This window comes from Mesorhizobium intechi, from assembly GCF_002879535.1.
Taxonomy (GTDB): domain Bacteria; phylum Pseudomonadota; class Alphaproteobacteria; order Rhizobiales; family Rhizobiaceae; genus Mesorhizobium; species Mesorhizobium intechi.
Genome location: NZ_PNOT02000137.1, coordinates 12,831 through 33,609 on the forward strand (window position 1 = coordinate 12,831; position 20,779 = coordinate 33,609).

Genomic DNA, 20,779 nt, shown 5'->3' on the forward strand with positions numbered 1-20,779 from the left:
TTCCGCAGAAGGCCATGATCTCGCGGCAGAGACCTGCGACGGACCAAAGACCGAAGCCTGCCAAACGCCGGCGCGGCCGGGGCTTGGCAAGGCTCCTGTCCCTGAGCGGCTCGGAAGCGCTTTTCCTCGGCCACTGCCTGCTGGTGGTCGCGATCGTCCGGTTGGGGCTGACCTTGTTCTCCTACAAGCGTGTTCGCGGCATGGTGACCCGGCTCGACGCGCGCCAGTGCGCCAGCATGGGCGAGCTGCGGCTCGTCGCATGGGGGGTTGCCGCGGCCGCACGGTTTGTGCCGCGCGCCAGTTGCCTTACCCAGGCGCTTTCGGGCCAATACATTCTCGCGCGCCAGGGCAATGCCTCCAACATCCGCATCGGCATCGAACGCGGCACGGGCGAGGAGTTGAAGGCGCATGCCTGGCTGGTCAGCGACAACCATGTCGTGCTTGGCGGCTCCGTCGGTGGTTTCGCGCATCTGGTCGACCACGGCAGCCGATGAGCGGCGTGGCCGGAATTCTGCTCCGACAGGAATCCGCGCTCGCGGTCGGGGGATCCGCGCCGGCCGACGCGGCGACCGATATCCAGCGGATGCTGGCCCGCATGCGCCATCGCGGTCCCGACGGAAATTCATGGTGGCTGGACAGCGCCATCGCCCTTGGCCACGCCTGGCTCAACACCACGGATGAAGCCGGCCCCGGCCCGCTGACGATGGCCGGCGGCAAGCTCGCCATCACGGCCGATTGCCGGCTGGACAATCGCGACGAGTTGATGGCGAGGCTTGGCATACGCGACAGGTCGGTCGCGGACGCCGTATTGCTGATGCGGGCCTATTTGCGCTGGGGTGAAGCCAGCCCCACGCACCTGCAGGGCGATTTCGCCTTTGCCATCTGGGATGCCGAGCGGCAGCAGCTGTTCTGCGCGCGCGACCATTTCGGGGTCAAGCCATTCTACTATCACGCCGCGGACCGGCGCTTTGCCTTTGCCTCGGAGATCGGGCCTGTGCTTGGGCTTGACGGGGTCGGCGCACGCATCAGCGAGCACCGGATTTCGGGATTCCTGGCCGGGCTTCCCGACGACCCGCAATCCACCCCCTACAGCGATATCTTCAGCCTACCGGCGCGTCACAGCCTGACTGTCACCGCGCAGCAAGTGGTGCTGCGCCGATACTGGCAGATCGAGCCGTCGGCGCGACCGCCGCGGTCGGATGCGGCGGAGGAGTTCGCGCATTTGTTCTCGCAATCGGTTCGCAACCGCATGCGCGGAAGCCAGTCGGTCGGCGCGATGCTCAGCGGCGGTCTCGATTCTTCCTCGATCGCCTGTGTCGCCGGCCTGAATAACGCCGCCGAGCGGAAACAGAAGCTGCCGACCTTTTCGCTGGTTTTCGAGAAGGGCTCGTCGATGGACGAACGGGTCTTCATCGATGCCGTGCTGGATCAGCAGAAGACCGATCCGACACTGATCCCTGTCGGCAATTATGCGCCCTTCGCCGAGTTCGAACGGGTGCTGGAGGAACAGGAGGGCACGTTCCTGGCGCCGGGCCTGACGCTGACCCGCGGCATCTATCGGACGGCGGGCGCAAAAGGCATCAAGGTGCTGCTCGACGGCCATGGCGGCGACGAGGTCGTCTCACAGGGACATGGCCATCTGCACGAGCTTGCCAATGGCGGAAGGTGGCTGGACCTATGGCGCGAGGTTCGCAGCGCCTCCAACACCTATGGCGACAGCACGCTCGGCCTTTATTTCCAGTTCCTGACCCTTTACGGACCGGCCTGGCGCATCGCCAAGGCGAGACAGCTGGCGAACCGTGCCCTGAACAGGCTACGCAAGCCCACGCAAATGCAGCGCGGCCGGAGCTGGCGCGATCTGGTCAATCCGGACCTGGCCAGGCGCACCGAACTCATCGACCGCTTCCATCGGGCCGGCTACATGCCGCCCGGCGTCCAGGCCAGCGACGCGCTCAGCCATCGCTGGATCCTGTCCAACGGCTATGTGCCCCACTCTTTCGAAGTGCTCGACAAGGCAGCCGCCAATTTCGGCGTCGAGCCCCGCTATCCGTTCTGGGACAAGCCGCTGGTCGAATTCTGCCTGGCGCTGCCGGGCGAGGAGAAACTCAGCCACGGCTTTGGCCGCTACGTGTTGCGCCGGGCCATGCAGGGCATCCTGCCGGAAGCGGTGCAGTGGCGGCGCGACAAGATCGATTTCACCGCCAATCTCGTCAACGGCATGGTGCGCAACCACCGCGACCTCCTTGAACAGCTGCTGGTTTCGGATGCGGGCCGTATCGCGCCCTATGTCAACCTGCCGCAGGTGAGCGCCGCCTATGCGCGGCTGCTGCGCCAGCCCGATCAGGCAGCGCCGCTGGATGTCCAGTATGTCTGGCGTTCGGCCTCGCTGTCGTTGTGGCTGCGGCAAGTCCAGCACAGCGGGAGCCTCGCATGATGCCTCGCAACCAGCCGCTCGCCACATATGCCGGCGATCCTCCTCCCCATGGCCGGACCACGAGGGAGCGTCGCTACTACCGGGCTTACGGCCTGACCCTGGCGTCCGACGTGGAGCTGCCCGAGCTGGAGCCGGCGGAGCCGGCCGCGGCGGATATACTGATCGCCATCGGCACGATCGACATGCCGAAGCCGTCGTCCGAGGCCCCGACGATCTTCCGCTTCGAGCCGGACCGGCAATATCTGGCTTGGCATGCCGTCGGCGCGTTCCTGATCAGAGATGCCAGCCGCATCGACATCGAGCCGGCGTTCGGCGCCGATGACGCCCTGCTTGCCTTCCCACTCCTCGGGCCGGTGATGGCGCTGCTGCTGCACCGGCGCGGCCTTTTCGTCCTGCATGCCAGCGCCATCGCGGCGGCCGGCCGGGGAGCCATCTTCATGGGCGACAAGGGTGCCGGCAAATCGACCACGGCAAGCGCCCTGATCCGGGCCGGTCATCATCTGCTTACCGACGATGTCGTGGCGCTGGATCTCGCCAGGCCGGACGCGCCGATGATCGTTCCGGGCTTTCCCCAGATCAAGCTTGCCGCCGACGCCGCGGCCGCGATCTCGCTTGGCCAAGCCGAGGTGCGGCCGCAAGTGCATCCGGCGATCGAGAAGATCCAGCATCGCCTGCATGGCGCCTTCTCCGGCGGCATGGTGCCGGCGACCAGGATCTATGTCCTCGAGCGCGGCGTGAAGGCCGCGATCACAGCCTTGCCCGGCATTGCCGCCCTGCCGGCGATCATCAAGTTTTCCTATGTCACGCGGTTCGGACGCGCGGCGCTCTCCGGCGATTTCGCGGCGCTGCATCTTCGCCAATGTTCAGCAATCGCTAACCATGTCGGCGTGTTCCGGCTGGAAGTTCCGACCGGCCTCGACAGGATTGGCGAGGCCGTGTCGCTGATCGAAAGCGACCTGGCGGCCGGGGATCTGGCGGCCCAGGATCTCACGACCAGAGAGCTGGCGGCCAGCCGTCGGCAGCGGTGAGCGCAATCATGTCCAAGTCCTCGATCCTCCGCCTGTCGCTGTTTCGCGATGTCGCCACGTTCGGCGCCGTCATCGCCCAGATCGGCGGGCGGCGGACCTGGACGGCGCTGCTGTTCCTGATCCTCGGCAGCCTGACGGAAGGCATTTCGATCCTGCTGCTTGTGCCGCTGCTGCATCTGGTCGGGCGCGCCGACCAGGATTTCGCGGTCCGCTTGCCGAACAATGATCTCGTGCGCTGGCTGGTGCCCGAGGGAACGCTGCAACTGACGACGGTTCTGTGCGCGCTGGTCGGGCTCGTTGCCGTGCAGGCGGCGTTCAACCGCTTCAAGTCGGTCTACATGGCCAGGCTTCTCTTCGACTTCATCAACCGTTTGCGCATGAACCTGTTCGAGAGCATCGGCAAGGCGCGCTGGGGCGTGTTCTCGCGCATGCGCGGCTCCGATCTCGACCATGCCCTGACCGGCGACATCGATCGCGTCCAGGGCGCCGCCTTCTCGCTTTTGATGCTGGTGCAGATCGCGGTGCTTTTGGTGGGCTATCTCGTGATCTCCATGTTCATCTCGCCGGTGATGACGGCGTTTGCGATCGTCATCGGCATCGTGATGTTCATAGCGCTGCAGCCGTTTCGCGCGCGCGCCACCGCTTTCGGGCGTGTCCTGACCAGCAATCGCCAGGATCAGTACCGCACGGTCTCGGAGTTCCTCGGCGGCATCAAGGTGGCCAAGAGCCTGAATGTCGAGGCCAGCTATTTCGCGCAGTTGCAGCAGACGCTGGAAACGATGAAGTCCGACAACATCGACTATGTACGCAACAGTTCGATCGGCACCGCGGTGTTTCAGGTGGCAAGCGTCGTGGGTCTCAGCCTGTTCATCTATGTGGCGCTGGTCCGCTTCAACCTGTCGCTGGCCGAGATCGTCGTGCTGCTCCTCGTCTTCATGCGCATCGCGCCGCGCTTCATGGACATGCAGACCCAGGCCCAGCAGGTGCTGATCAACCTGCCCGCCTATACGGCCATGCGCAGCCTGCAGGCCCGTTTCGACGCCGAGCGCGAACCGGGCCATGTCGGATCCGGGGATGCCGGCAAGCTGTCGCTCGATACCGGGCTGAACATTCGCGGCGTCTCCTTCGGCTACGACGACGGCTCCAAGACGGTGGTAAGCGACATCACCTTCGGCCTGCCTGCCGGCAAGGTCACAGCCCTGATCGGCCCTTCGGGATCGGGCAAGAGCACGATCGCCGACATGCTGCTCGGCCTGCTCGAGCCGACCGCCGGCAAGATCCTGGTAGACGGCGTCGAGATCGATGCCAGCAATCGCCGGCGCTGGCGTGATCAAGTGGCCTATGTGCCGCAGGACGTGTTCCTGCTGCATGACACGATCGCGGCGAACCTGCGCCTTGCCGCCCCGCAGGCCAGCGACGACGATCTGTGGACCGCGCTGCGCGCCGCGCATGCCGGTGACTTCGTCGAACGGCTCGACCTGCAGCTCAAGACGGTGGTCGGCGACCGCGGCGTGCGGCTCTCCGGCGGCGAGCGCCAGCGCATTGCGCTGGCGCGTGCGCTGCTGCGCAAGCCGTCGCTGCTCATCCTCGATGAGGCGACCAGCGCGCTCGACTGGCAGAATCAGTCGCTGATCGCCCGGTCGATTGACGGTTTGCGCGGTGCGATGACCATCCTGACCATCGCGCACCGGCCATCGATGATCGCCTTCGCCGACTGGGTGGTGGCGATAGAAGACGGCCGTATCATGGAAGTCGGCCAGTATCAGCGGCTGAAGGCGAAGCCGGCGAGCCGGCTGTCGAGGATGCTGTCGGGAGAGCAATCGGAAACCGAGCCCGCCGATGTGGCCTGAGGCCGCGGATACCTTTGCAGGCGCTAGTGCAGGCTGCGCCGGGCGCTGCCCAGCTTCTCGCCTTCGGCCACGTCGGGCGCACTCAGCTTTCTCTCAGCTTCGCGCAGCCTGTCGGCCTGCGTCGGCGCACTCCTGGCGATCATGGCATAGACCAGGACGAAATAGCCGGCCTGGATGATCACGGCACAGATGATGACGCGCATCAGCGTCATGCCGAGCGAAGCGCCGCCAAGCCATGACCAGGCGACGACGATTGCAAGAGCGAAAATCATCCCAACGATGAATCTTGGAAGCGACATACCCAACAGCCCATAAACCGGCCCGGGTTATATCAAACGATAGCCCCACCCGAGCGCCGTCCCTTGTTATGCGGGCTTGTAAAGGTGCCCGCTATCGGCCGGTTGCTTCCGGCCTTTCAACCTGTCGCTACTCTGACAGGTATAATTTGCAATTCTATTAAGGCGAGCAGAAGGCGGCAAGGGCAACCGCACATATTTTTGATTGAGCTTGCGCGATCGACTCTGTCATGCTGCGACGCACACCACCGCAATTCACTCAACCTGAAGCAGCCGGCCCGCTTCAGTACAATTCCGAATATTATGCAGTATTTTATGTTAATATTCCGGAACCTCGCGCTTTCCTAAAGCTCTAATATGTACCATTCTGAGCCTCCGAGAACGCCTTGCCCCAGATTCGCCTCAAAAAGGTCCGTATTTTTTTATGCCTGCCTATTTATTGTCACAAATGTGCTAAGCATCCTGAAAAATGTGCGTCGCTAGCTTATTATTTAGTCAATTCATGACGCGACTATTTCAGTGGGCCGGGAAATTGTGTGTTGCGCTGCAACATTTTTTTGGTATCGTGTGGTGAACCATTCGTTCCACGCATGGAGTTTCCGCATGAGGGATATTGCCAAGTCGGCCACGGCGGACTTTTCGCAGGCTGACACCGATTTTCCGCCGCCGATCGGCGGCCTCATCAAGCGCAGCTTCGATATTGTCGGTTCACTGGTTGGTCTGATCGCCCTCAGCCCGCTGTTCATCATGGTAGCGCTGCTGGTCAAATTTTCCGACGGCGGACCGATTTTCTACGGCCATCGGCGAATCGGGCGCGGCGGACGAATTTTTCCGTGCCTGAAGTTCCGCACCATGGTTCCGGACGGCGACAAGGTGCTGGCCGCCTATCTCGCCACCAATACGGAGGCCAATGCGGAATGGATAGCCACCCGCAAGCTGAAGAACGACCCGCGCGTCACCCGTGTCGGCGCGGTGTTGCGCAAGCTCAGCCTCGACGAATTGCCGCAGATCATCAACATCCTGCAGGGCGACATGAGCCTTGTCGGGCCTCGCCCGGTGGTGCGCGACGAGCTGGAAATCTACGGCAGCGCCGCCGTCTACTATCTGAAGTCGCGGCCCGGCCTGACCGGCCTGTGGCAGGTCAGCGGCCGCAACGACGTCTCTTACGACAGCCGCGTCGCCTTCGACCGCCACTATGTCGAGAACTGGTCGCTGTTCGGCGACGTGCGCATCATCATCAAGACCGTGCCGGCCGTCTGGATGTCACGCGGCTCCTACTGACCGGACGCCGGCACCAGGCATCCGGCGGCAAGCTCATCGGGCGATGGGGCTAAAACGGATCGGAACGTTCAGTTGAAAAAAGACATGTTCGAAGCCTTTGGCAGCGGCCGCTTTTCGAGCCGCTCTCGGCTTATGGCCACCTGCCTTGCGATGTCGCTCGCTTTTCTTCCCCAGGTCGCCATGTCAGGCGAATACCAGCTCGGCTCGCAGGACAAGCTCAACATCCGCATCGCCGAATGGCAGACCGTCGAAGGCACGTTCCGCGACTGGTCCGCGGTGAACGGCGAATACACGGTCGGCCCGGCCGGCACGCTATCGGTGCCTTTCGTCGGCGAGTTGCCGGCCGCCGGCAGGACCACGGCGGAAGTCGCGGCGGCAATCGGCGAGGCGCTGCAGCGCAAGCTCGCCCTGTCGGACAAGCCCGAAGCCTCGGTCGAGATGGCGCAGTTCCGACCGTTCTATATTTCGGGCGAAGTGCAGAATCCCGGCCAGTTTCCTTTCGTGCCCGAACTGACGGTGCTGAAAGCGATCAGCGTCGCCGGCGGCATCAGGCGCAGCGCCGATTACGGCCCCCAGCTCGGCAAGGACCTGGTCACCGCCAAGGGCAATTTCGATATCTCCGACGACCAGCGCGTCCGGCTGCTCGTCAGGCGCGCCCGCATCGATGCCGATCTGGCCGGCAAGGCAAGTTTCGAAGCGCCGAAAGAGGTCGAGGGCGATCCGCGGCTGCCGACCATCGTCGCCGACGAAATGACGATCCTGACAGCCGATCAGAAGGCGCTGAAGCTGAAGCTCGAGGCACTCGACGATCTCAAGAGTGTCCTTCAGGCCGAAATCGAATCGCTGCAGAAGAAGATCGTCAACCAGCAGAAGCAGGTCGACCTGGCGCAGCAGCAGCTCACCAGCATCGGTCCGCTGGCGCAGAAGGGCCTGGTCGCCAATGCGCGCCTCCTGGATTCGCAGCAGTCCGTCACCGACCTGCAGGGGAAGATCCTCGACTACGAGACGGCCATCCTCACCGCCAAGCAGGCGATCAGCAAGGCGACGCAGGACGCCATCGATGCCCAGAACACGTTGAGCTCGAGCCTCGCCGCCGACAGGCAGCAGACCGAAGCCGACCTGAACGAGGCCGCGCTGAAGGTGAATATGCAGAAAGGCCTGATATCCCAGGCCAGCGATCCCGCAACGACGGCCGCCATCACCAACGGGCAGCAGCCTACCCTGCTTTATTCGCTGGTACGCAATGTCGACGGCAAGACCAGCGAAATCGCGGCGAAAGAAGAAACACCGGTGCTGCCCGGCGACGTGATCAAGGTCAAGCTGGCACCGCTGGCCAGCCAATAGGCCTCGGACTTCGGCGCGATCCGCTCCATCGCACAAGGAATTCCACCCCCCCGCCAGGCCCGCCTGGTGGGGGTTTTGTCATGAGCGATCCAGGCCGCGAAATGATAGAGCCTTTCACCGTTTCACGGAAACGGCGAGCCGTTCTATCTCTTCGTTCTAACGCAAAGCCGGACGAGAAACCGCTCACACTTTTCCCGGCATTGCTCCAGAGCGCGCCACCTCGGAAGGACGGAATGTCTCGTTACCTAGGCACTAAGCGCCTTTGGGCGAGGTGGATGGGCTCATGATGGATCGGCCGCGGCCGGACGGCCGACATGCCGGGGCCAGACCGGTTCGCCCCTTTCCGCATCCGCCGGCTCGAAGGCCGGCGACCAGCGCGTGCGGGTGACCGGCAGCCGTGCCAGCTTGAAGTAGCTGAAATACATCAGGAAGGAGCCCATAATGTAGGGGTTGAGGACCTCGACCTCGACGAAGGAGCGGATGAGCAGCAGCACCATCACGCCGAACAGCACCACCGATTCGGCCTGCCATGCCCTGAAAATCACCGTCGAGACATGGCCGTAGAGCGTGCGCAGCATGATCAGCGAGATCATCACCGCTCCAGTGAAGCCGAGTTCGACAAGCGCCTCGACATAGGTGTTGTGGAAATGGAAGCCCGTGCGGGTGGTGATGTAGAATTCGTTCCACAGCCGTTCGGCCTCGGCAAAGCCCTGCACCCAATAGGCGGCATAACCGACACCGAGGATCGGAGAGCGCTGCGCGGTGTTCCAGCCCTGCTCCCACAGATAAGTCCGCCCGGTGAGGGTCGAATCCTTGCCGAAGAGGCCAAGCACGAAGTCCATGAGCCCGAGATTGAGGGCTACAAAGGCCACCACCACGATCAGGCCGGCGCCGACCACGAAGATCACCCGGCGATAGCGCCGTGACAAAAGCTTGGTCATGGCAAGAAGCGCGATCAGCGCCAGAACCGCCGGTATCGACGCCATCGACGTGGCGGAATGCGAAATGACCAGCAAGTAGGCCGACAACAGCACGACAGGCACGGTCAGCATGAAACTCAGCCGGCCCCGCCGCAGGAAAGCGAGGAACACCACGGAGAAATAGATGCCGAGCGAGCCGACGAAGCCGATCTGGTTCTTGGAAGCAAATGCGCCGACGAAATTGTAGGTGCCGTCAAGGACGTCCTCGGAATAGGCCCCGACCTTGAGCGAATAGAGCATGACGAAGAAGATCCCGACCAGGGCGCCGAGCGTCAGGGTTCGCACGCTGACGGTGCGCGCCGCGACATAGGCACAGGCGATGTGGGACAGGTACTGGACCGCCGTTCTGGCGGTGACGCCGGGCGCCTGCGACCAGAAGATGGAGAAACAGACATAGGCCGCGAACAGCAGCGGCAGCCAGGCACTGGAGAGCTGCCGCAGAAAGCGCCGGTAGTCGACCAGGATGAGCGGAAGCCAGACGGCGTAGTAGGCCAGGATCAGCACCTGGCCGAAAATGACGGAATAGGAGAACGCCCAGATCGAGACGGCAACGGCAAAAGCGCCATAGACCGAATTCTTCTCGGGATCGACCAGCAGGGACTTTGGAATTTTCATCTCAGAGTCCCGTCAGCCCGGCCGAAGACCAGCAAACCCGGCAGGCCGCGGGCCAGCCGGCATATCCGCAAAGAGGGGCGTGCAATAAACGGCATCTCCATTGTGCAGTGCAATATAACCTATCGCACCGCATGCTCAATGCCAAATCCGGTCACCTTGTCTTACATCAGAGCCGTTCACCGTTTCACGGAAACGGCGAACCGCCCTAACTCTTTGTTTTGACGCAATTCCGGACGGAAGACCGTTCACACATTGCTTGGGATTGCTCTGGCGAACGGGGAGCCAGCAGCCGGTGGCTCGCCCCGCGACAGCCGCCTGGATCAGCAACGAGAACGCTACCACAGTGCTCCGCCGGTGATCTGGATGTTTTCCATGGTGATGCCCTTGGCCAGATCCGAGCACAGGAACACCGCCAGTGCGGCGATCTCCAGCGGCTGCACGATGCGCTGCTGCGGGTTGCCGCTGGCGATCTCGGCCATCGCTTGCTGCGCGGTGCGTCCCTTGCCCTCGCGCTCGACGACCTGCGCCACGTTGCGGCGCATCAGTTCGGTCTCGACCCAGGTCGGGCTGATCATGACGCAGGTGACGCCATGCGCCGCCCCCTCCAGCGCCACGCAACGGGTCAAGCCAAGCAGGCCGGCCTTGGAGGCGCAGTAGGCGGGGTTGTCCTTCCAGCCGACGGAGGCCGCGGTCGAGCCGATGTTGACGATGCGGCCCCAGCCGCGCTCGATCATGCCGGGAAGCACGGCACGGGTGGCGCGGAAGGCGCCGTTCAAATTGGTGTCGACGATCTTGTCCCACAGTGCGTCGGAATGTCCGCAGACCGGTTGCTCGGCGGTGGTGCCGGCCGCGTTTACCAGGATATCGGCACGGCCGATGGCGGCTTCGGCTTGCGCCACGAAACGGTTGGTGACCTCGCTGTCACGGACATCGAGGTGAGCAGCGTGCACCCTGGTGCCATGGGCCGACAGGGCCGACCGAACGCGCTCGATTTCGTCGACGCCGGGATAATAGGCGGCGTCAAATCCGTCGGCCCCCGCCGCCGCGATATAGGAGCCGACGGCGACGTTGGCGCCGGCTTCAGCCAAGGCCATGGCAATGGCGAAGCCCATGCCGGAAAAGCCGCCGGTGACGATTGCACCGCGCCCTGCAAGGTTTGTCATCGCGCGCTTCTCCCTTGGTTGAGGCAGGCAATCAGGTTCCGGAGTATTTGTCGACGCGCTTCACCTTCCCCTAGAGCGGCTTGCCTAGCCATTCGCGATAGAAGCCTTCGAGATCGGGCTGGAAATCGTGCACGATGGGATAGCCGGGGGCAGCCGCTTCCACCTCGTGCATGGTGCCGCACCGAGGGCAGATGAATTCGCGCAGCTCCATCCATTGCGGATCGGGGATATCGCTGTTGGGATAGATTTCGCGCAGCGCCTCCTCGGTGTTGCGCACGATGATCGAAGCCTTGAGCTTCCAGTTCTTGCGATAGTCGCCGAAGGAGTGGCCGCATTCGCAGCGGGTCACGCGCTCGTCGCCGCTCTGGCAGATGAAGAGGTGATCCGAGACCGGCAGCAGGATCGGGTCCTTCCAGCCGACACGGTCCTGCAGCACCGCGACGTATTTGAAGAAGCGGTCGTCATCCTTGTAGGCGCTCATGACGCGGCGTGTCTGCGGCCAAGGCAGCGTGCCCGCGACCAGATCGGAGATGACCTCCTTGCTGTACGAGGTCATGGCTTTGCTCCCGGCATGAAGATCGATTTGGCGTCGACGTTCCAGAAATCGCTGAATTCCCTGGTGAAGCGCGACGATAGCTTGATCGCGCTGGCATACATTTTCTTCACCTCGGGGGCGAAGTCGGCCGTCTCGACACGGCCGCGTTCGGTGGCGATCCATTCCGAGACCGGCCGTGCCTTGGCCAGCCGCTTGGCGCGCATTTCGGCGCGGTGGCGCTTGGTGGCCTCGATGTTGGCGACCGGATAGCCGGCCTCATCCTCATCCAGCATGATGCCGAAGATACCCTCGGCCGCTTCCTTGGTCAGATAGCCATTCTCGACATCCGCCGCCGTCTTGACCGGATCGCGCTCCAGCACGTCGCCATAACCGCCGCCGCCATTGTAGGAGTGCGTGAAGACGTCGCCGGCCTTGTGCGGGGCGGTGATGTAGGGACCTTCCATCGTCACATGCTCGCCCTGCAGCCGCAGTTCGAGTTCCGAGCGATGTGGGTTGGTGCCGGTGTGATGCGCCAGCGGCGCCCGTTTTTCGGCGAGTTCGAAGATGTTGGAATTGCGCACGGCGCGGTGCTTCTGGCAGGTCGGCGCCGGATAGCCGCCGCACATGCCGCCATTGTCGAACACGCGGGAGGAATGCTCCGATGTAACCAGCCTGAGATGGTCGGTCTTGCTGACCAGCCAGGTCGAGACGAAGGAGCAGCCGCCGCGATATTTGCCGGCGCCGCCGGAATTGGGAACGATCGAGCGGCCGATATAGACCATCGGCATGTTCTGTTCCCAGATCTCGATATTGCCCATGTCGGATTCGGGGTTCCAGCCGACATAGGCGGTGTCGAGCCCATCCTTGATCGCCAGCGCGCCGGAGCCGGCGGCCGCGCACTCGAAATGCGCCATGCCGAACAGCTTGCCGTACTGGCTGGTGCCGCCCATCTCGATCATCGGGCTGTTGACCTGGCCGACGAAGGCTTCCTCGACGAAGCCGCGGCCGATGAAGGCGCGCGACAACAGCCGCTGGAACACGCCGTAGGCCGGCAGCAGCAGAGCCCATGAGGTGGCGGTCGCCACCATCTCATTGTCCGGATTGGTCCATGTACCGTGCGGCAGTTTCAGCTCGGTCGCCATCCAGGCGCCGTCATTGACCAGGCCTTCGAAATTCATGTGCTGGGTCAAGGTCACGAACATGCCGCCATCCATGCCGGCCGGCGTGCAGTTCATCGAATGGTAGCCCCAGGGCTGCGTGCCCTCGAAATCCATGATGATCTTGCCGTCGGTGGTGATCTCCATCTCGATGGGCATGTTGTAGAGCCAGTCGGGATCGCCGAGCGGCTGATAACCCGGTTTGCCCGCGGTGACATGGCCGTAGAAAGTGTGGCCGCGATAGATGCCGGGCACCGTCAGCTGGCGCGTGCGGGCGAGTTGGGCGCGGCGGCCCTCCTCGATGAATTCCTTCGACACCTGCATCCAGTAGTCCAGGCCGATCTCGTCGATCAGCGCCTTGACGCTCTCGCGCATGTCGATGCAGGAGGCGACCTTGGCCTTCTCGTCGAGCACCCAATAGATCGGCATGCGCAAATTGCGTTCGCAGCGGATGACATAGTCGCGACGGATCTCGTCGTTCTCGCCGATCTTTTCGGCGCACACGAACAGGCCCTCGGTGAAGCGCTCCTGCGCCAGCGCCACGTCGCCGCCGGGGGTGATGCCGCCGGCCTCGAGCTCATGGCAGACCGCGCCCGCCCAGCCGACCAGCGTTCCGGAATGGAAGATCGGCACAACATCCATGACGTCGGGCACCTGCACGGTGCCGATGAAGGCATCGTTGTTGGCGAAGATGTCGCCGTCGCGGATGCAAGGGTTTTCCTCGTAGCCGTTGCGGATCATCCATTTGATGAAGCGGCTCATCGTGTGCACATGCACCATGATGCCGTTGGAGAGCGCGATCGCATCGCCTTCCGGCGTGTAGATGGCGACGACCATTTCGCCGACCTCGCGCACGCCCGGCGAAGCCGAGATGCGGCGGGCCATTTCGCGCGCCGAGACGCAATAGGCGCGAAGCTTGGTGTGTAGCGTCTCGAATTTCAGGGGATCCTGGTTGCGAAGCTGCAATTCGGTGATGCCGTCATAGCAGCCGGTCTCCTCCATGAGCCGTTCGGATTCGATCAGCCGTTCGCGGATGCGGAGCGCGGAGGCGGGTTTGTCCAGCATGGCGTTAGCCCTTCTCAAGCGTGGGTGTAGTGCAGCAGCGTCCATTCATCGACATGGACACAGTCCTGCGGATGAACGACGAGCGTGGTGGCGGGATGTTCGATGATGGCCGGGCCGATGACCTCGTGACCGGGCTGCAGAACGTCCATCTCGTAGAGATTGGCCTTGTGCCAGCGACCGCCAATATAGGCCTCGCGCACGCCCTTGTGGGCGGATGACGGATCCGACTTGCCAAGCGGACGCTTGAGCAGCACCGGCTTGACCTTGTCGGCGGTGGCGATGAGGCCAAGCTCGGTGATGGAGAAGCCGGCTTCGCCATAGCGCGAAACGCGATGGTTGACCTTGGCATAGACCGCCTCGAATTCGTCGATGACCCTGCGCATGTCATCGGCCGATTGGAGGGCCGGCAGCGGCGCCATCACCTCGACGTCCTCCAGCTGGCCGGTGTAGCGCATCATCAGGAACGGCACGGTCTTGATCTTTTCGCGCGCATGGCCGTCTTCGATCATCTCGTCGACCGCCGCCTTGGTGAGGTCGTCCCAGACGGCGGTGACCTTCTTGCCGAAGGCGAGCAGCTCGTCGTCGCTGGCCCGCGCACCGATGTCGTGCTGCGTCGACACGGAGTGGCGGCGCATGAAGTCGGCGGTGGTGCAGCCGAAGGCCGAGAAGGCGGCGGCGAACTGGAAGGTGATGATGTCCTTGAAGCCGATGCCCCTGGAGCAGCCGGCGAGATGCAGCGGGCCGGAACCGCCATAGGAGAGCAGCGTGAATTCCGAGGGGTGGATGCCCTGGCCGGAAATGACGCGGCGCAGCGCGTTGTTGGCGTCGGCCTCCAGCATGTCGATCATGCCTTCCGCGGCTTCCTCCACTCCCACGCCAAGCAGGCGCGAGCATTTTTCCTCGAAGGCTATCCTCGCCTTCTCGACCTGCAGCACAACCTTGCCGCCGAGGAAATAATGCGGGTTGAGGCGGCCGAGGATGGCGTCGCAATCGGCGATGGTCGGTTCGGTGCCGCCCTTGGCGAAGCAGATCGGGCCGGGGTCGGAACCGGCGCTTTCCGGCCCGAGCGAGACTTTCCTGGTCAGCGGGTCGACCTTGAGGATCATGCCGGCGCCGGCGCCGATCGTGTCGAGATGCAGCGTCGGCACGTTGAGCTTGAAGCGGTCCATCAGCGGTTCGTTCTCGATCCGCGTCTGGCCGCGGGTGATGACACCCATGTCGAAGGAGGTGCCGCCCATATCCGAGCAGATCAGCGAGTCGTTGCCGATCAGCTTGCCGACATAGGCCGCGCCCAGGATGCCGCCGATCGGACCGGAGATCATGGTCTCATGCAGACGCGGATGGTTGATAGAGGTCAGGCCGCCAAACGAGAGCAGCGTCTGCACGCCATATTTGAAGCCATATTTCTTGGAGACGTCCTCGATGCCCTTCAGCTGCCTGCGGCCGCGCGAGGTGGCATAGGCCTCGATCAGCACCGAGTTCAGCCGCGACTGCTCGCGGATGACGGGGCGGACCTCGTGGCTGGCGTAGACGAGGATGTCGGCGCCGGCCTTGGCGATCTCCTCGCGGCAGATCTCGGCGATGCGCTTCTCGTGCACGGGATTGACGTGCGAGAAGATCGACATGATGCAGATCGCCTCGACCTTGTCGGCGATCAGCTTCCTGGCGGCGGCGGCGACCTCGTGCTCGTAGAGCGGCAGGATGACGTCGCCGAACTGGTCGATGCGCTCGGTGACGCCATGGGTGCGCCTGCGCGGGACGAGGGGCTCCGGGTGGGCATGCGTCACCGCGTGCAGCCGGTCGGCATAGGAATAGTCCGCCCAGGCCTGCAGGCCACGGCCCATCAGGATCATGTCCTCCAGGCCCTTGGTGGTGATGAGGCCGAGGCGACGGCCGGTGCGCGACAACAATGTGTTGAGCATGCCGGTGCCGGAATAGAGCACGACGTTGACGCCGGAGAACAGCTGCTCCAGCGAGACCCCCCAGGCGTCGGCCGCGTCCTCGGCCGAGGCTAGGAAACCCTCGGCCTCGTTCTTCGGCGTGGTCGCCGACTTGCCTATCTTGAAGTGGCCGTCCTGATCGACGAGGATCGTGTCGGTCATGGTGCCGCCGGCGTCGATGCCGATGACTATGGGATTGGTGGTGATCTGGTCCACGGGTCGCCTTCCCTGTTCGAGAATGACCGCAGGCTAGATTCGATCGTGCGGATCGCGCCATATGCCTAAAGACACAATGACTGCGCGGCGCGGTTCGCCGAGAAAAGGGCATGCGCATGGGCAACATCTGGGCGCCGCTGGCCAGGGCGATCGCCGCCACCGGCACCGACCGGCATGTCGACTGCCTGATCGACCTGATCGGAGCGGACATCGCGCACGACCTGGTGACAGTCACCCGCTACTCGGCGACCAAGACGCCCGAATTCGTCAAGCACCGGCGCTTCTCGGACGAGATGGTGCGGCGCTATCTCGACAATTACTACGTCTTCGACCCGTTCTATGCCTCGTGGCGACGCGAGCGCCGTCTCGGCATCCTGCCGCTCAAGCGGCTGGCCGACGAAGAAGCCAGGCGCGGCCAGTACATAGCCGGCTTCCTGGCGCAGTCGGAAATCTGCGACGAGGTCGGCATCATGCTGTCCGATGGCGGCGACTGGTGTCTCGGCATCTTCCTCGACCGCTCGACCCGTTCGTTCAAGGACAGCGAGATCGCCCTCTTGGAGGAGCGGCTGCCGGTGTTCGAGGCGCTGCATGCGCTCGACATCACGGCGCGCGGCAGCGACTTTTCGCGCACCTCGGCCCCGACCGGCCCCGGCGCTTCACCGCAGCAGAAGCCGACCATCCCGACGAGCCTCTGGCCGGAACTGTCGCTGCGCGAGCGGGAACTGGTGCAGTTGATCCTCGCCGGCCATCCGACCGCCACCATCGCCCAGCGTCTCGACATCACCGTCGGCACCGTCAAGAACCATCGCAGGCGCATCTACGAGAAGCTCGACATCACCACCGAGCGGGAGCTGTTCCTGCAGTTCTTTCAGCACCGATAGCGGGCCTGCTGGCCTACCAATATCCCGTTCGGCGAGCCCGATCCCGCCTTGAATTTGGTTGCCGTTGACTTCACATTCGCCACCGATTGGGAGGAACCAGATGCCGAACTTTGCGGGACGCTTCGCTGGCCGGTCAGCTGTCATCACCGGCGGAGCCTCGGGCATCGGCCTCGCTGTCGCGCAACGGATTGTCGAGGAAGGCGGACGCGTCTGCGTCTGGGACCGCGATCCGGCCCAGATCGAACAGGCGAAAACGCTCATCCCTGGCCTGCATGGTGTCGCCATTGACGTCGCCGATGCCGCCGGCGTCGAGGGCGCCGCCGCAAGGACGATCGAAACCCTTGACGGCGTCGACATACTGGTGACCAGCGCGGCCATCACCGGACCGAACATGACGACCTGGGCCTATTCGACCGAGGACTGGCAGAAGGTCATCGACATCAACATCAACGGGGTCTTCTACTGCAACAAGGCGCTGGTGCCGCACATGCTCGAGCGCAATTATGGCCGCATCGTCAACATCGCCTCGATCGCCGGCAAGGAAGGCAATCCCAACGCTTCCGCCTACAGCACGTCCAAAGCCGCCGTGATCGGGCTGACCAAGTCGCTCGGCAAGGAACTGGCCAAGACCAAGGTGACGGTGAATTGCGTGACGCCGGCGGCAGTGCGCACGGCGATCTTCAAGCAGATGAGCCAGGAGCACATCGACTTCATGCTGTCCAAGATTCCGATGGCGCGCTTTGGCGAGGTCGAGGAAGTGGCGGCGCTGATCTGCTGGATCGCCTCGGAGGAATGCTCGTTCACGACCGCCGCCGTCTTCGACGTTTCCGGCGGTCGCGCCACGTATTGATCCGGCCGGAACATTCCCACATTGGCCGGTGCGACTACAAATCCGCGTGACGAGGCAACGATCGCAACTGGACACGCGTATAGTCGCTGACGTCTGTATGGGCGAAAACAGGGTTTGAGGAAAGCCATGACACGACGCGACAGTTTGGCGATGACCCACGGCCGCCGTGCCGGTCCCACGCGATCGACGGCGGTCGCGGCCACCAGGCTGGAGATTGTATCGCTTGCCTGAAGCAGAGCCTGCAGCGCTGTCCGATGACGAACTTGTGGACCGCTATCAGCGCGCGGCCTTCGGCTATTTTCTGGAGAATGTGAACCCCGACAACGGGTTGGTCGCCGATACATCGCGGCCGAATTCGCCGGCCAGCATCGCTGTCGTCGGTTTCGCCCTCTCCTGCTATCCGATCGGCGTCGAACGCGGCTGGATGACGCGCGCGGCGGCGGTGGAGCTCACGCTTGCGGCGCTGCGCTTCTTCTCGGCCAGCCCGCAAAACGGTGGTAATGACGTCACCGGCCACAAGGGCTTCTACTACCACTTCCTCGACATGCGCACCGGGCTGCGCGTCTGGCGCTGCGAGCTGTCGATGGTGGATACCGCCTTGCTGATGGCCGGCATATTGGTGGCCGGCGCCTATTTCTCCGGCGGGGACGATAAGGAAACCGAAATCCGGCAATTGGCCGAAGCGCTCTACCGGCGCGTCGACTGGCGCTGGGCGCAAGGCAGCAGCCCGACCTTGCGGCAAGGCTGGAAGCCGAAGAGCGGTTTTCTACACTATGGCTGGGAAGGCTATAACGAGGCGACCATCCTCTATGTGCTGTCGATGGCCTCGCCGGACAGCCCGACTTCCGACGACAGTTACGAAGCCTGGACGGCGACCTACCAGTGGGAGAACATCTACGGCCATGACGTGCTCTATGGCGGTCCGCTGTTCATGCACCAATTCTCGCATGCCTGGATCGATTTCGCCGGCATCCGCGACGCTTTCATGCGCGAGAAAAATTCGGACTATTTCGAAAACAGCCGCCGCTCGACCTATCTCCACCGCGATTATGCCCGTCACAACCCGTATGGCTTCGACGGCTATGGCGAGAACCTTTGGGGCCTTTCGGCGGGGGACGGGCCTGGCGGGTTCCGCGCCAGCGTGGAGCGACGGAGGCACCGGTTTTCTGGCTATGCCGCGCGCGGCGCACCGTTCGGGCCGGACGACGGGACGATCGCGCCATGGTCCTATCCAGCGTCGCTGCCTTTCGCGCCTGACATCTGCCTGGCCGCCATGCGTCATCTGGGCGAGCGTTATCCGCAAGTGAGCGACAATTTCCGCCTGCCGAGCGGCTTCAATCCGACCTTGGCCAACCGGCGAAAATTCGGCGGCAACGGCTGGGTGTCGGAAGGCCATTACGGGCTGGACCAGGGCATTGTGGTGATGATGATCGAGAACCATCGCTCGCGCCTGATCTGGGAGTTGATGCGCTCCAATCGGCACATCCGCCGCGGCCTGGAGAAAGCGGGTTTCACCGGCGGATGGCTGGCACAGTCGGCAGGCTCCGCATCGGGAGCCTACGATGGCGCGTGAACAGACAAAGGCGACCACCTTCCCGGTCGACCGCAACGACGTCGAACTGGTCCGGAGCGCGCATCCGCCGCACTGGAAGAACCCTACGCCCGACGGCCCCTACAATCTCGTCATCATCGGCGCCGGACCAGCCGGGCTGACCGCGGCGCGTGACGCGGCAAGCCTTGGCGCGAAAGTTGCGTTGATCGAACGCGGGCTGATCGGTGGCGCCTGCGTCAATGTCGGCGGCATCCCCTCGAAGTCGATCATCCGCACGGCCAGGCTTTATGCCGACATGCGCGATGCCGAGAATTTCGGCGGCGACAGCCCGGGCCGTCTTCCGGTCGACTTCGAACGGGCCATGATGCGGATGCGGCAGATCCGGCAGCGGCTCAGCCGCGCCGATTCGGCCGCAGTCATCGCGGCCGAAGGCATCGACCTCTATTTCGGTGACGCGCGGTTTGGCGGACCCGACACAGTTGAAGTCGACGGCAAGACACTGCATTTCAAGAAGGCCCTGGTCGCGACCGGCGCGCATCCGAGCGGGCCGGCGATCCCTGGACTTGCCGAGGCCGGCTATCTCGACAATGAGAGCATGTTCAACCTCACGCAACGTCCCGAGCGGCTCCTGGTCATCGGCGGCGGGCCGCTTGGCTGCGAGGCTGCGCAGGCCTTCTGCCTGCTCGGCGCGAAGGTCATCCTGGCGCAGAACGATCCGATGTTCCTGCCTGGCGAAGAACGCGACGCCGCGCAGATCCTCTCGGACGCGCTGGCGCGCGAGGGGGTTGAGGTGCGCCTGAACACCGAGGTGGTGGCGGTGCGCGCGGAAGGCGGCAAGAAGCTCGCCGACCTTTTGCGGGACGGCGACACGACAACGATCTCCGTCGACGAGATCATCACCGGCGTCGGGCGTTCCCCGAATGTCAGGGGTCTCGGCCTGGAAGAGGCCGGGGTGGTGTATGACGCCGGCGGCATCAAGGTCGACGATCACCTGAGGACCACCAATGCGCACATCTACGCGGCGGGCGATGTGTGCCTGGAATACAAGTTCACCCATACCGCCGAGGCAACGGCACGCATCGTCGTGCGCAATGCCCTGTTTCGCGGGCGCGAAAGGCTCAGCGACCTCGTCGTTCCCTGGTGCACCTATACCGATCCGGAGATCGCCCATGTCGGGCTCTATCCCATCGAGGCGCGGCAGAACGGCATTCCGGTCAAGACCTATACGGTGCTGATGCATGACGTCGCCCGCGCCGTGATGGACGGCGAGGAAGAAGGGTTCGTCAAGATCCATGTCCGGGAGGGATCCGACCGCATCCTGGGGGCGACGGTCGTCGCCAGCCATGCCGGCGAGATGATCAATGCGGTGACGCTTGCCATAAGGTCGGGCATGGGATTGCACGCCCTGGCCGACGTCATCCATCCCTTCCCGACGCAGGCACAAGGCATCAAGATGGCGGGCGACGCCTACAGGCGAACCCGGTTCACCTCCTTGCGCAGGCGTCTGGCGGCGCGCTGGCTGGCCTGGTCGAGGCGATGAGCCCGGCCGCGCGCCGAGGACTCGAGGGCGCGGCGGTATTCAGAATATACAG

General features: G+C 63.7%; 16 protein-coding genes. 10 read left to right on the forward strand and 6 right to left on the reverse strand.

What is annotated here, in order from left to right:
- Nucleotides 1-83 precede the first annotated feature (83 nt).
- Genes C1D09_RS11965 through C1D09_RS11980 form a run of 4 tightly spaced genes read left to right on the forward strand, consistent with a single transcriptional unit; the run spans nucleotide 84 to nucleotide 5,312 of the window.
- Nucleotides 84-494, forward strand: coding sequence for a lasso peptide biosynthesis B2 protein (locus C1D09_RS11965; RefSeq protein ID WP_246135716.1), 411 nt, complete (start codon nucleotides 84-86; stop codon nucleotides 492-494).
- Nucleotides 491-2,434 carry a lasso peptide isopeptide bond-forming cyclase gene (locus tag C1D09_RS11970; protein WP_143974499.1) on the forward strand — a complete coding sequence of 648 codons (1,944 nt, stop codon included), beginning with the start codon at nucleotides 491-493 and terminating at the stop codon, nucleotides 2,432-2,434. Before C1D09_RS11965 ends, C1D09_RS11970 begins: the two co-directional genes overlap by 4 nt.
- Nucleotides 2,431-3,462 (forward strand): phosphoenolpyruvate carboxykinase (ATP), encoded by a 1,032-nt coding sequence (locus C1D09_RS11975; protein ID WP_143974501.1) that lies wholly within the window; start codon nucleotides 2,431-2,433, stop codon nucleotides 3,460-3,462. The genes C1D09_RS11970 and C1D09_RS11975 overlap by 4 nt, the downstream gene beginning before the upstream one ends.
- Before the next feature lie 8 nt (nucleotides 3,463-3,470).
- Nucleotides 3,471-5,312: an ABC transporter ATP-binding protein gene (locus C1D09_RS11980; protein ID WP_143974502.1), complete on the forward strand. Its 1,842-nt coding sequence runs from the start codon at nucleotides 3,471-3,473 to the stop codon at nucleotides 5,310-5,312.
- Nucleotides 5,313-5,335: 23 nt separating this feature from the next.
- Here the strand turns inward: C1D09_RS11980 and C1D09_RS11985 are convergent, their stop codons facing one another.
- Entirely contained in the window at nucleotides 5,336-5,611 is a 276-nt protein-coding gene (locus tag C1D09_RS11985) for an exopolysaccharide production repressor exox (RefSeq protein ID WP_143974504.1), read from the reverse strand.
- 600 nt (nucleotides 5,612-6,211) lie between these two features.
- Here C1D09_RS11985 and C1D09_RS11990 point away from each other — a divergent pair.
- Together C1D09_RS11990 and C1D09_RS11995 are read left to right on the forward strand one after the other, a co-directional pair.
- Complete coding sequence (locus C1D09_RS11990; protein ID WP_143974506.1) at nucleotides 6,212-6,889, forward strand: sugar transferase; 678 nt, start codon at nucleotides 6,212-6,214, stop codon at nucleotides 6,887-6,889.
- 84 nt (nucleotides 6,890-6,973) lie between these two features.
- The gene (locus tag C1D09_RS11995) at nucleotides 6,974-8,233 is read left to right on the forward strand and encodes a polysaccharide biosynthesis/export family protein (protein WP_167514574.1); all 1,260 of its coding nucleotides are present in this window, start codon (nucleotides 6,974-6,976) and stop codon (nucleotides 8,231-8,233) included.
- A 281-nt stretch (nucleotides 8,234-8,514) separates the two neighbouring features.
- Here the strand turns inward: C1D09_RS11995 and C1D09_RS12000 are convergent, their stop codons facing one another.
- The 5 genes from C1D09_RS12000 to C1D09_RS12020 form a co-directional block, all read right to left on the reverse strand.
- On the reverse strand, nucleotides 8,515-9,828 hold the full coding sequence (locus C1D09_RS12000) for an O-antigen ligase family protein (protein WP_143974509.1): 1,314 nt from the start codon (nucleotides 9,826-9,828) through the stop codon (nucleotides 8,515-8,517).
- A gap of 335 nt (nucleotides 9,829-10,163) precedes the next feature.
- Nucleotides 10,164-10,991: an SDR family NAD(P)-dependent oxidoreductase gene (locus C1D09_RS12005; protein ID WP_143974510.1), complete on the reverse strand. Its 828-nt coding sequence runs from the start codon at nucleotides 10,989-10,991 to the stop codon at nucleotides 10,164-10,166.
- Between the two features lie 70 nt (nucleotides 10,992-11,061).
- Nucleotides 11,062-11,547 (reverse strand): acetone carboxylase subunit gamma, encoded by a 486-nt coding sequence (locus C1D09_RS12010; RefSeq protein WP_143974511.1) that lies wholly within the window; start codon nucleotides 11,545-11,547, stop codon nucleotides 11,062-11,064.
- A complete protein-coding gene (locus C1D09_RS12015) occupies nucleotides 11,544-13,748 on the reverse strand; it encodes a hydantoinase B/oxoprolinase family protein (RefSeq protein ID WP_143974512.1) in 2,205 nt (734 codons plus the stop codon). Before C1D09_RS12015 ends, C1D09_RS12010 begins: the two co-directional genes overlap by 4 nt.
- Nucleotides 13,749-13,762: 14 nt before the next feature.
- Complete coding sequence (locus C1D09_RS12020; RefSeq protein WP_143974513.1) at nucleotides 13,763-15,904, reverse strand: hydantoinase/oxoprolinase family protein; 2,142 nt, start codon at nucleotides 15,902-15,904, stop codon at nucleotides 13,763-13,765.
- Between the two features lie 110 nt (nucleotides 15,905-16,014).
- Here C1D09_RS12020 and C1D09_RS12025 point away from each other — a divergent pair, with 110 nt between their 5' ends.
- The 4 genes from C1D09_RS12025 (at nucleotide 16,015) to C1D09_RS12040 (ending at nucleotide 20,727) form a co-directional block, all read left to right on the forward strand.
- The gene (locus C1D09_RS12025; protein WP_143974517.1) at nucleotides 16,015-16,785 is read left to right on the forward strand and encodes a helix-turn-helix transcriptional regulator; all 771 of its coding nucleotides are present in this window, start codon (nucleotides 16,015-16,017) and stop codon (nucleotides 16,783-16,785) included.
- A 100-nt stretch (nucleotides 16,786-16,885) separates the two neighbouring features.
- On the forward strand, nucleotides 16,886-17,635 hold the full coding sequence (locus C1D09_RS12030) for an SDR family NAD(P)-dependent oxidoreductase (RefSeq protein ID WP_143974519.1): 750 nt from the start codon (nucleotides 16,886-16,888) through the stop codon (nucleotides 17,633-17,635).
- A gap of 223 nt (nucleotides 17,636-17,858) precedes the next feature.
- Entirely contained in the window at nucleotides 17,859-19,208 is a 1,350-nt protein-coding gene (locus C1D09_RS12035) for a glucoamylase family protein (RefSeq protein ID WP_143974521.1), read from the forward strand.
- Complete coding sequence (locus C1D09_RS12040; RefSeq protein ID WP_143974522.1) at nucleotides 19,198-20,727, forward strand: mercuric reductase; 1,530 nt, start codon at nucleotides 19,198-19,200, stop codon at nucleotides 20,725-20,727. The genes C1D09_RS12035 and C1D09_RS12040 overlap by 11 nt, the downstream gene beginning before the upstream one ends.
- Nucleotides 20,728-20,779: the final 52 nt, after the last annotated feature.

Bases quoted from the DNA above. Each gene is read 5' to 3' on its own strand.
- C1D09_RS11980 (WP_143974502.1), top strand. From the start codon at position 3,471: ATGTCCAAGTCCTCGATCCTCCGCCTGTCGCTGTTTCGCGATGTCGCC.
- C1D09_RS11985 (WP_143974504.1), bottom strand. From the start codon at position 5,611: ATGTCGCTTCCAAGATTCATCGTTGGGATGATTTTCGCTCTTGCAATC.
- C1D09_RS12015 (WP_143974512.1), bottom strand. From the start codon at position 13,748: ATGCTGGACAAACCCGCCTCCGCGCTCCGCATCCGCGAACGGCTGATC.
- C1D09_RS11995 (WP_167514574.1), top strand. From the start codon at position 6,974: ATGTTCGAAGCCTTTGGCAGCGGCCGCTTTTCGAGCCGCTCTCGGCTT.
- C1D09_RS11975 (WP_143974501.1), top strand. From the start codon at position 2,431: ATGATGCCTCGCAACCAGCCGCTCGCCACATATGCCGGCGATCCTCCT.
- C1D09_RS11970 (WP_143974499.1), top strand. From the start codon at position 491: ATGAGCGGCGTGGCCGGAATTCTGCTCCGACAGGAATCCGCGCTCGCG.
- C1D09_RS12040 (WP_143974522.1), top strand. From the start codon at position 19,198: ATGGCGCGTGAACAGACAAAGGCGACCACCTTCCCGGTCGACCGCAAC.
- C1D09_RS12030 (WP_143974519.1), top strand. From the start codon at position 16,886: ATGCCGAACTTTGCGGGACGCTTCGCTGGCCGGTCAGCTGTCATCACC.
- C1D09_RS12000 (WP_143974509.1), bottom strand. From the start codon at position 9,828: ATGAAAATTCCAAAGTCCCTGCTGGTCGATCCCGAGAAGAATTCGGTC.
- C1D09_RS12005 (WP_143974510.1), bottom strand. From the start codon at position 10,991: ATGACAAACCTTGCAGGGCGCGGTGCAATCGTCACCGGCGGCTTTTCC.
- C1D09_RS11990 (WP_143974506.1), top strand. From the start codon at position 6,212: ATGAGGGATATTGCCAAGTCGGCCACGGCGGACTTTTCGCAGGCTGAC.
- C1D09_RS12025 (WP_143974517.1), top strand. From the start codon at position 16,015: ATGCGCATGGGCAACATCTGGGCGCCGCTGGCCAGGGCGATCGCCGCC.
- C1D09_RS12010 (WP_143974511.1), bottom strand. From the start codon at position 11,547: ATGACCTCGTACAGCAAGGAGGTCATCTCCGATCTGGTCGCGGGCACG.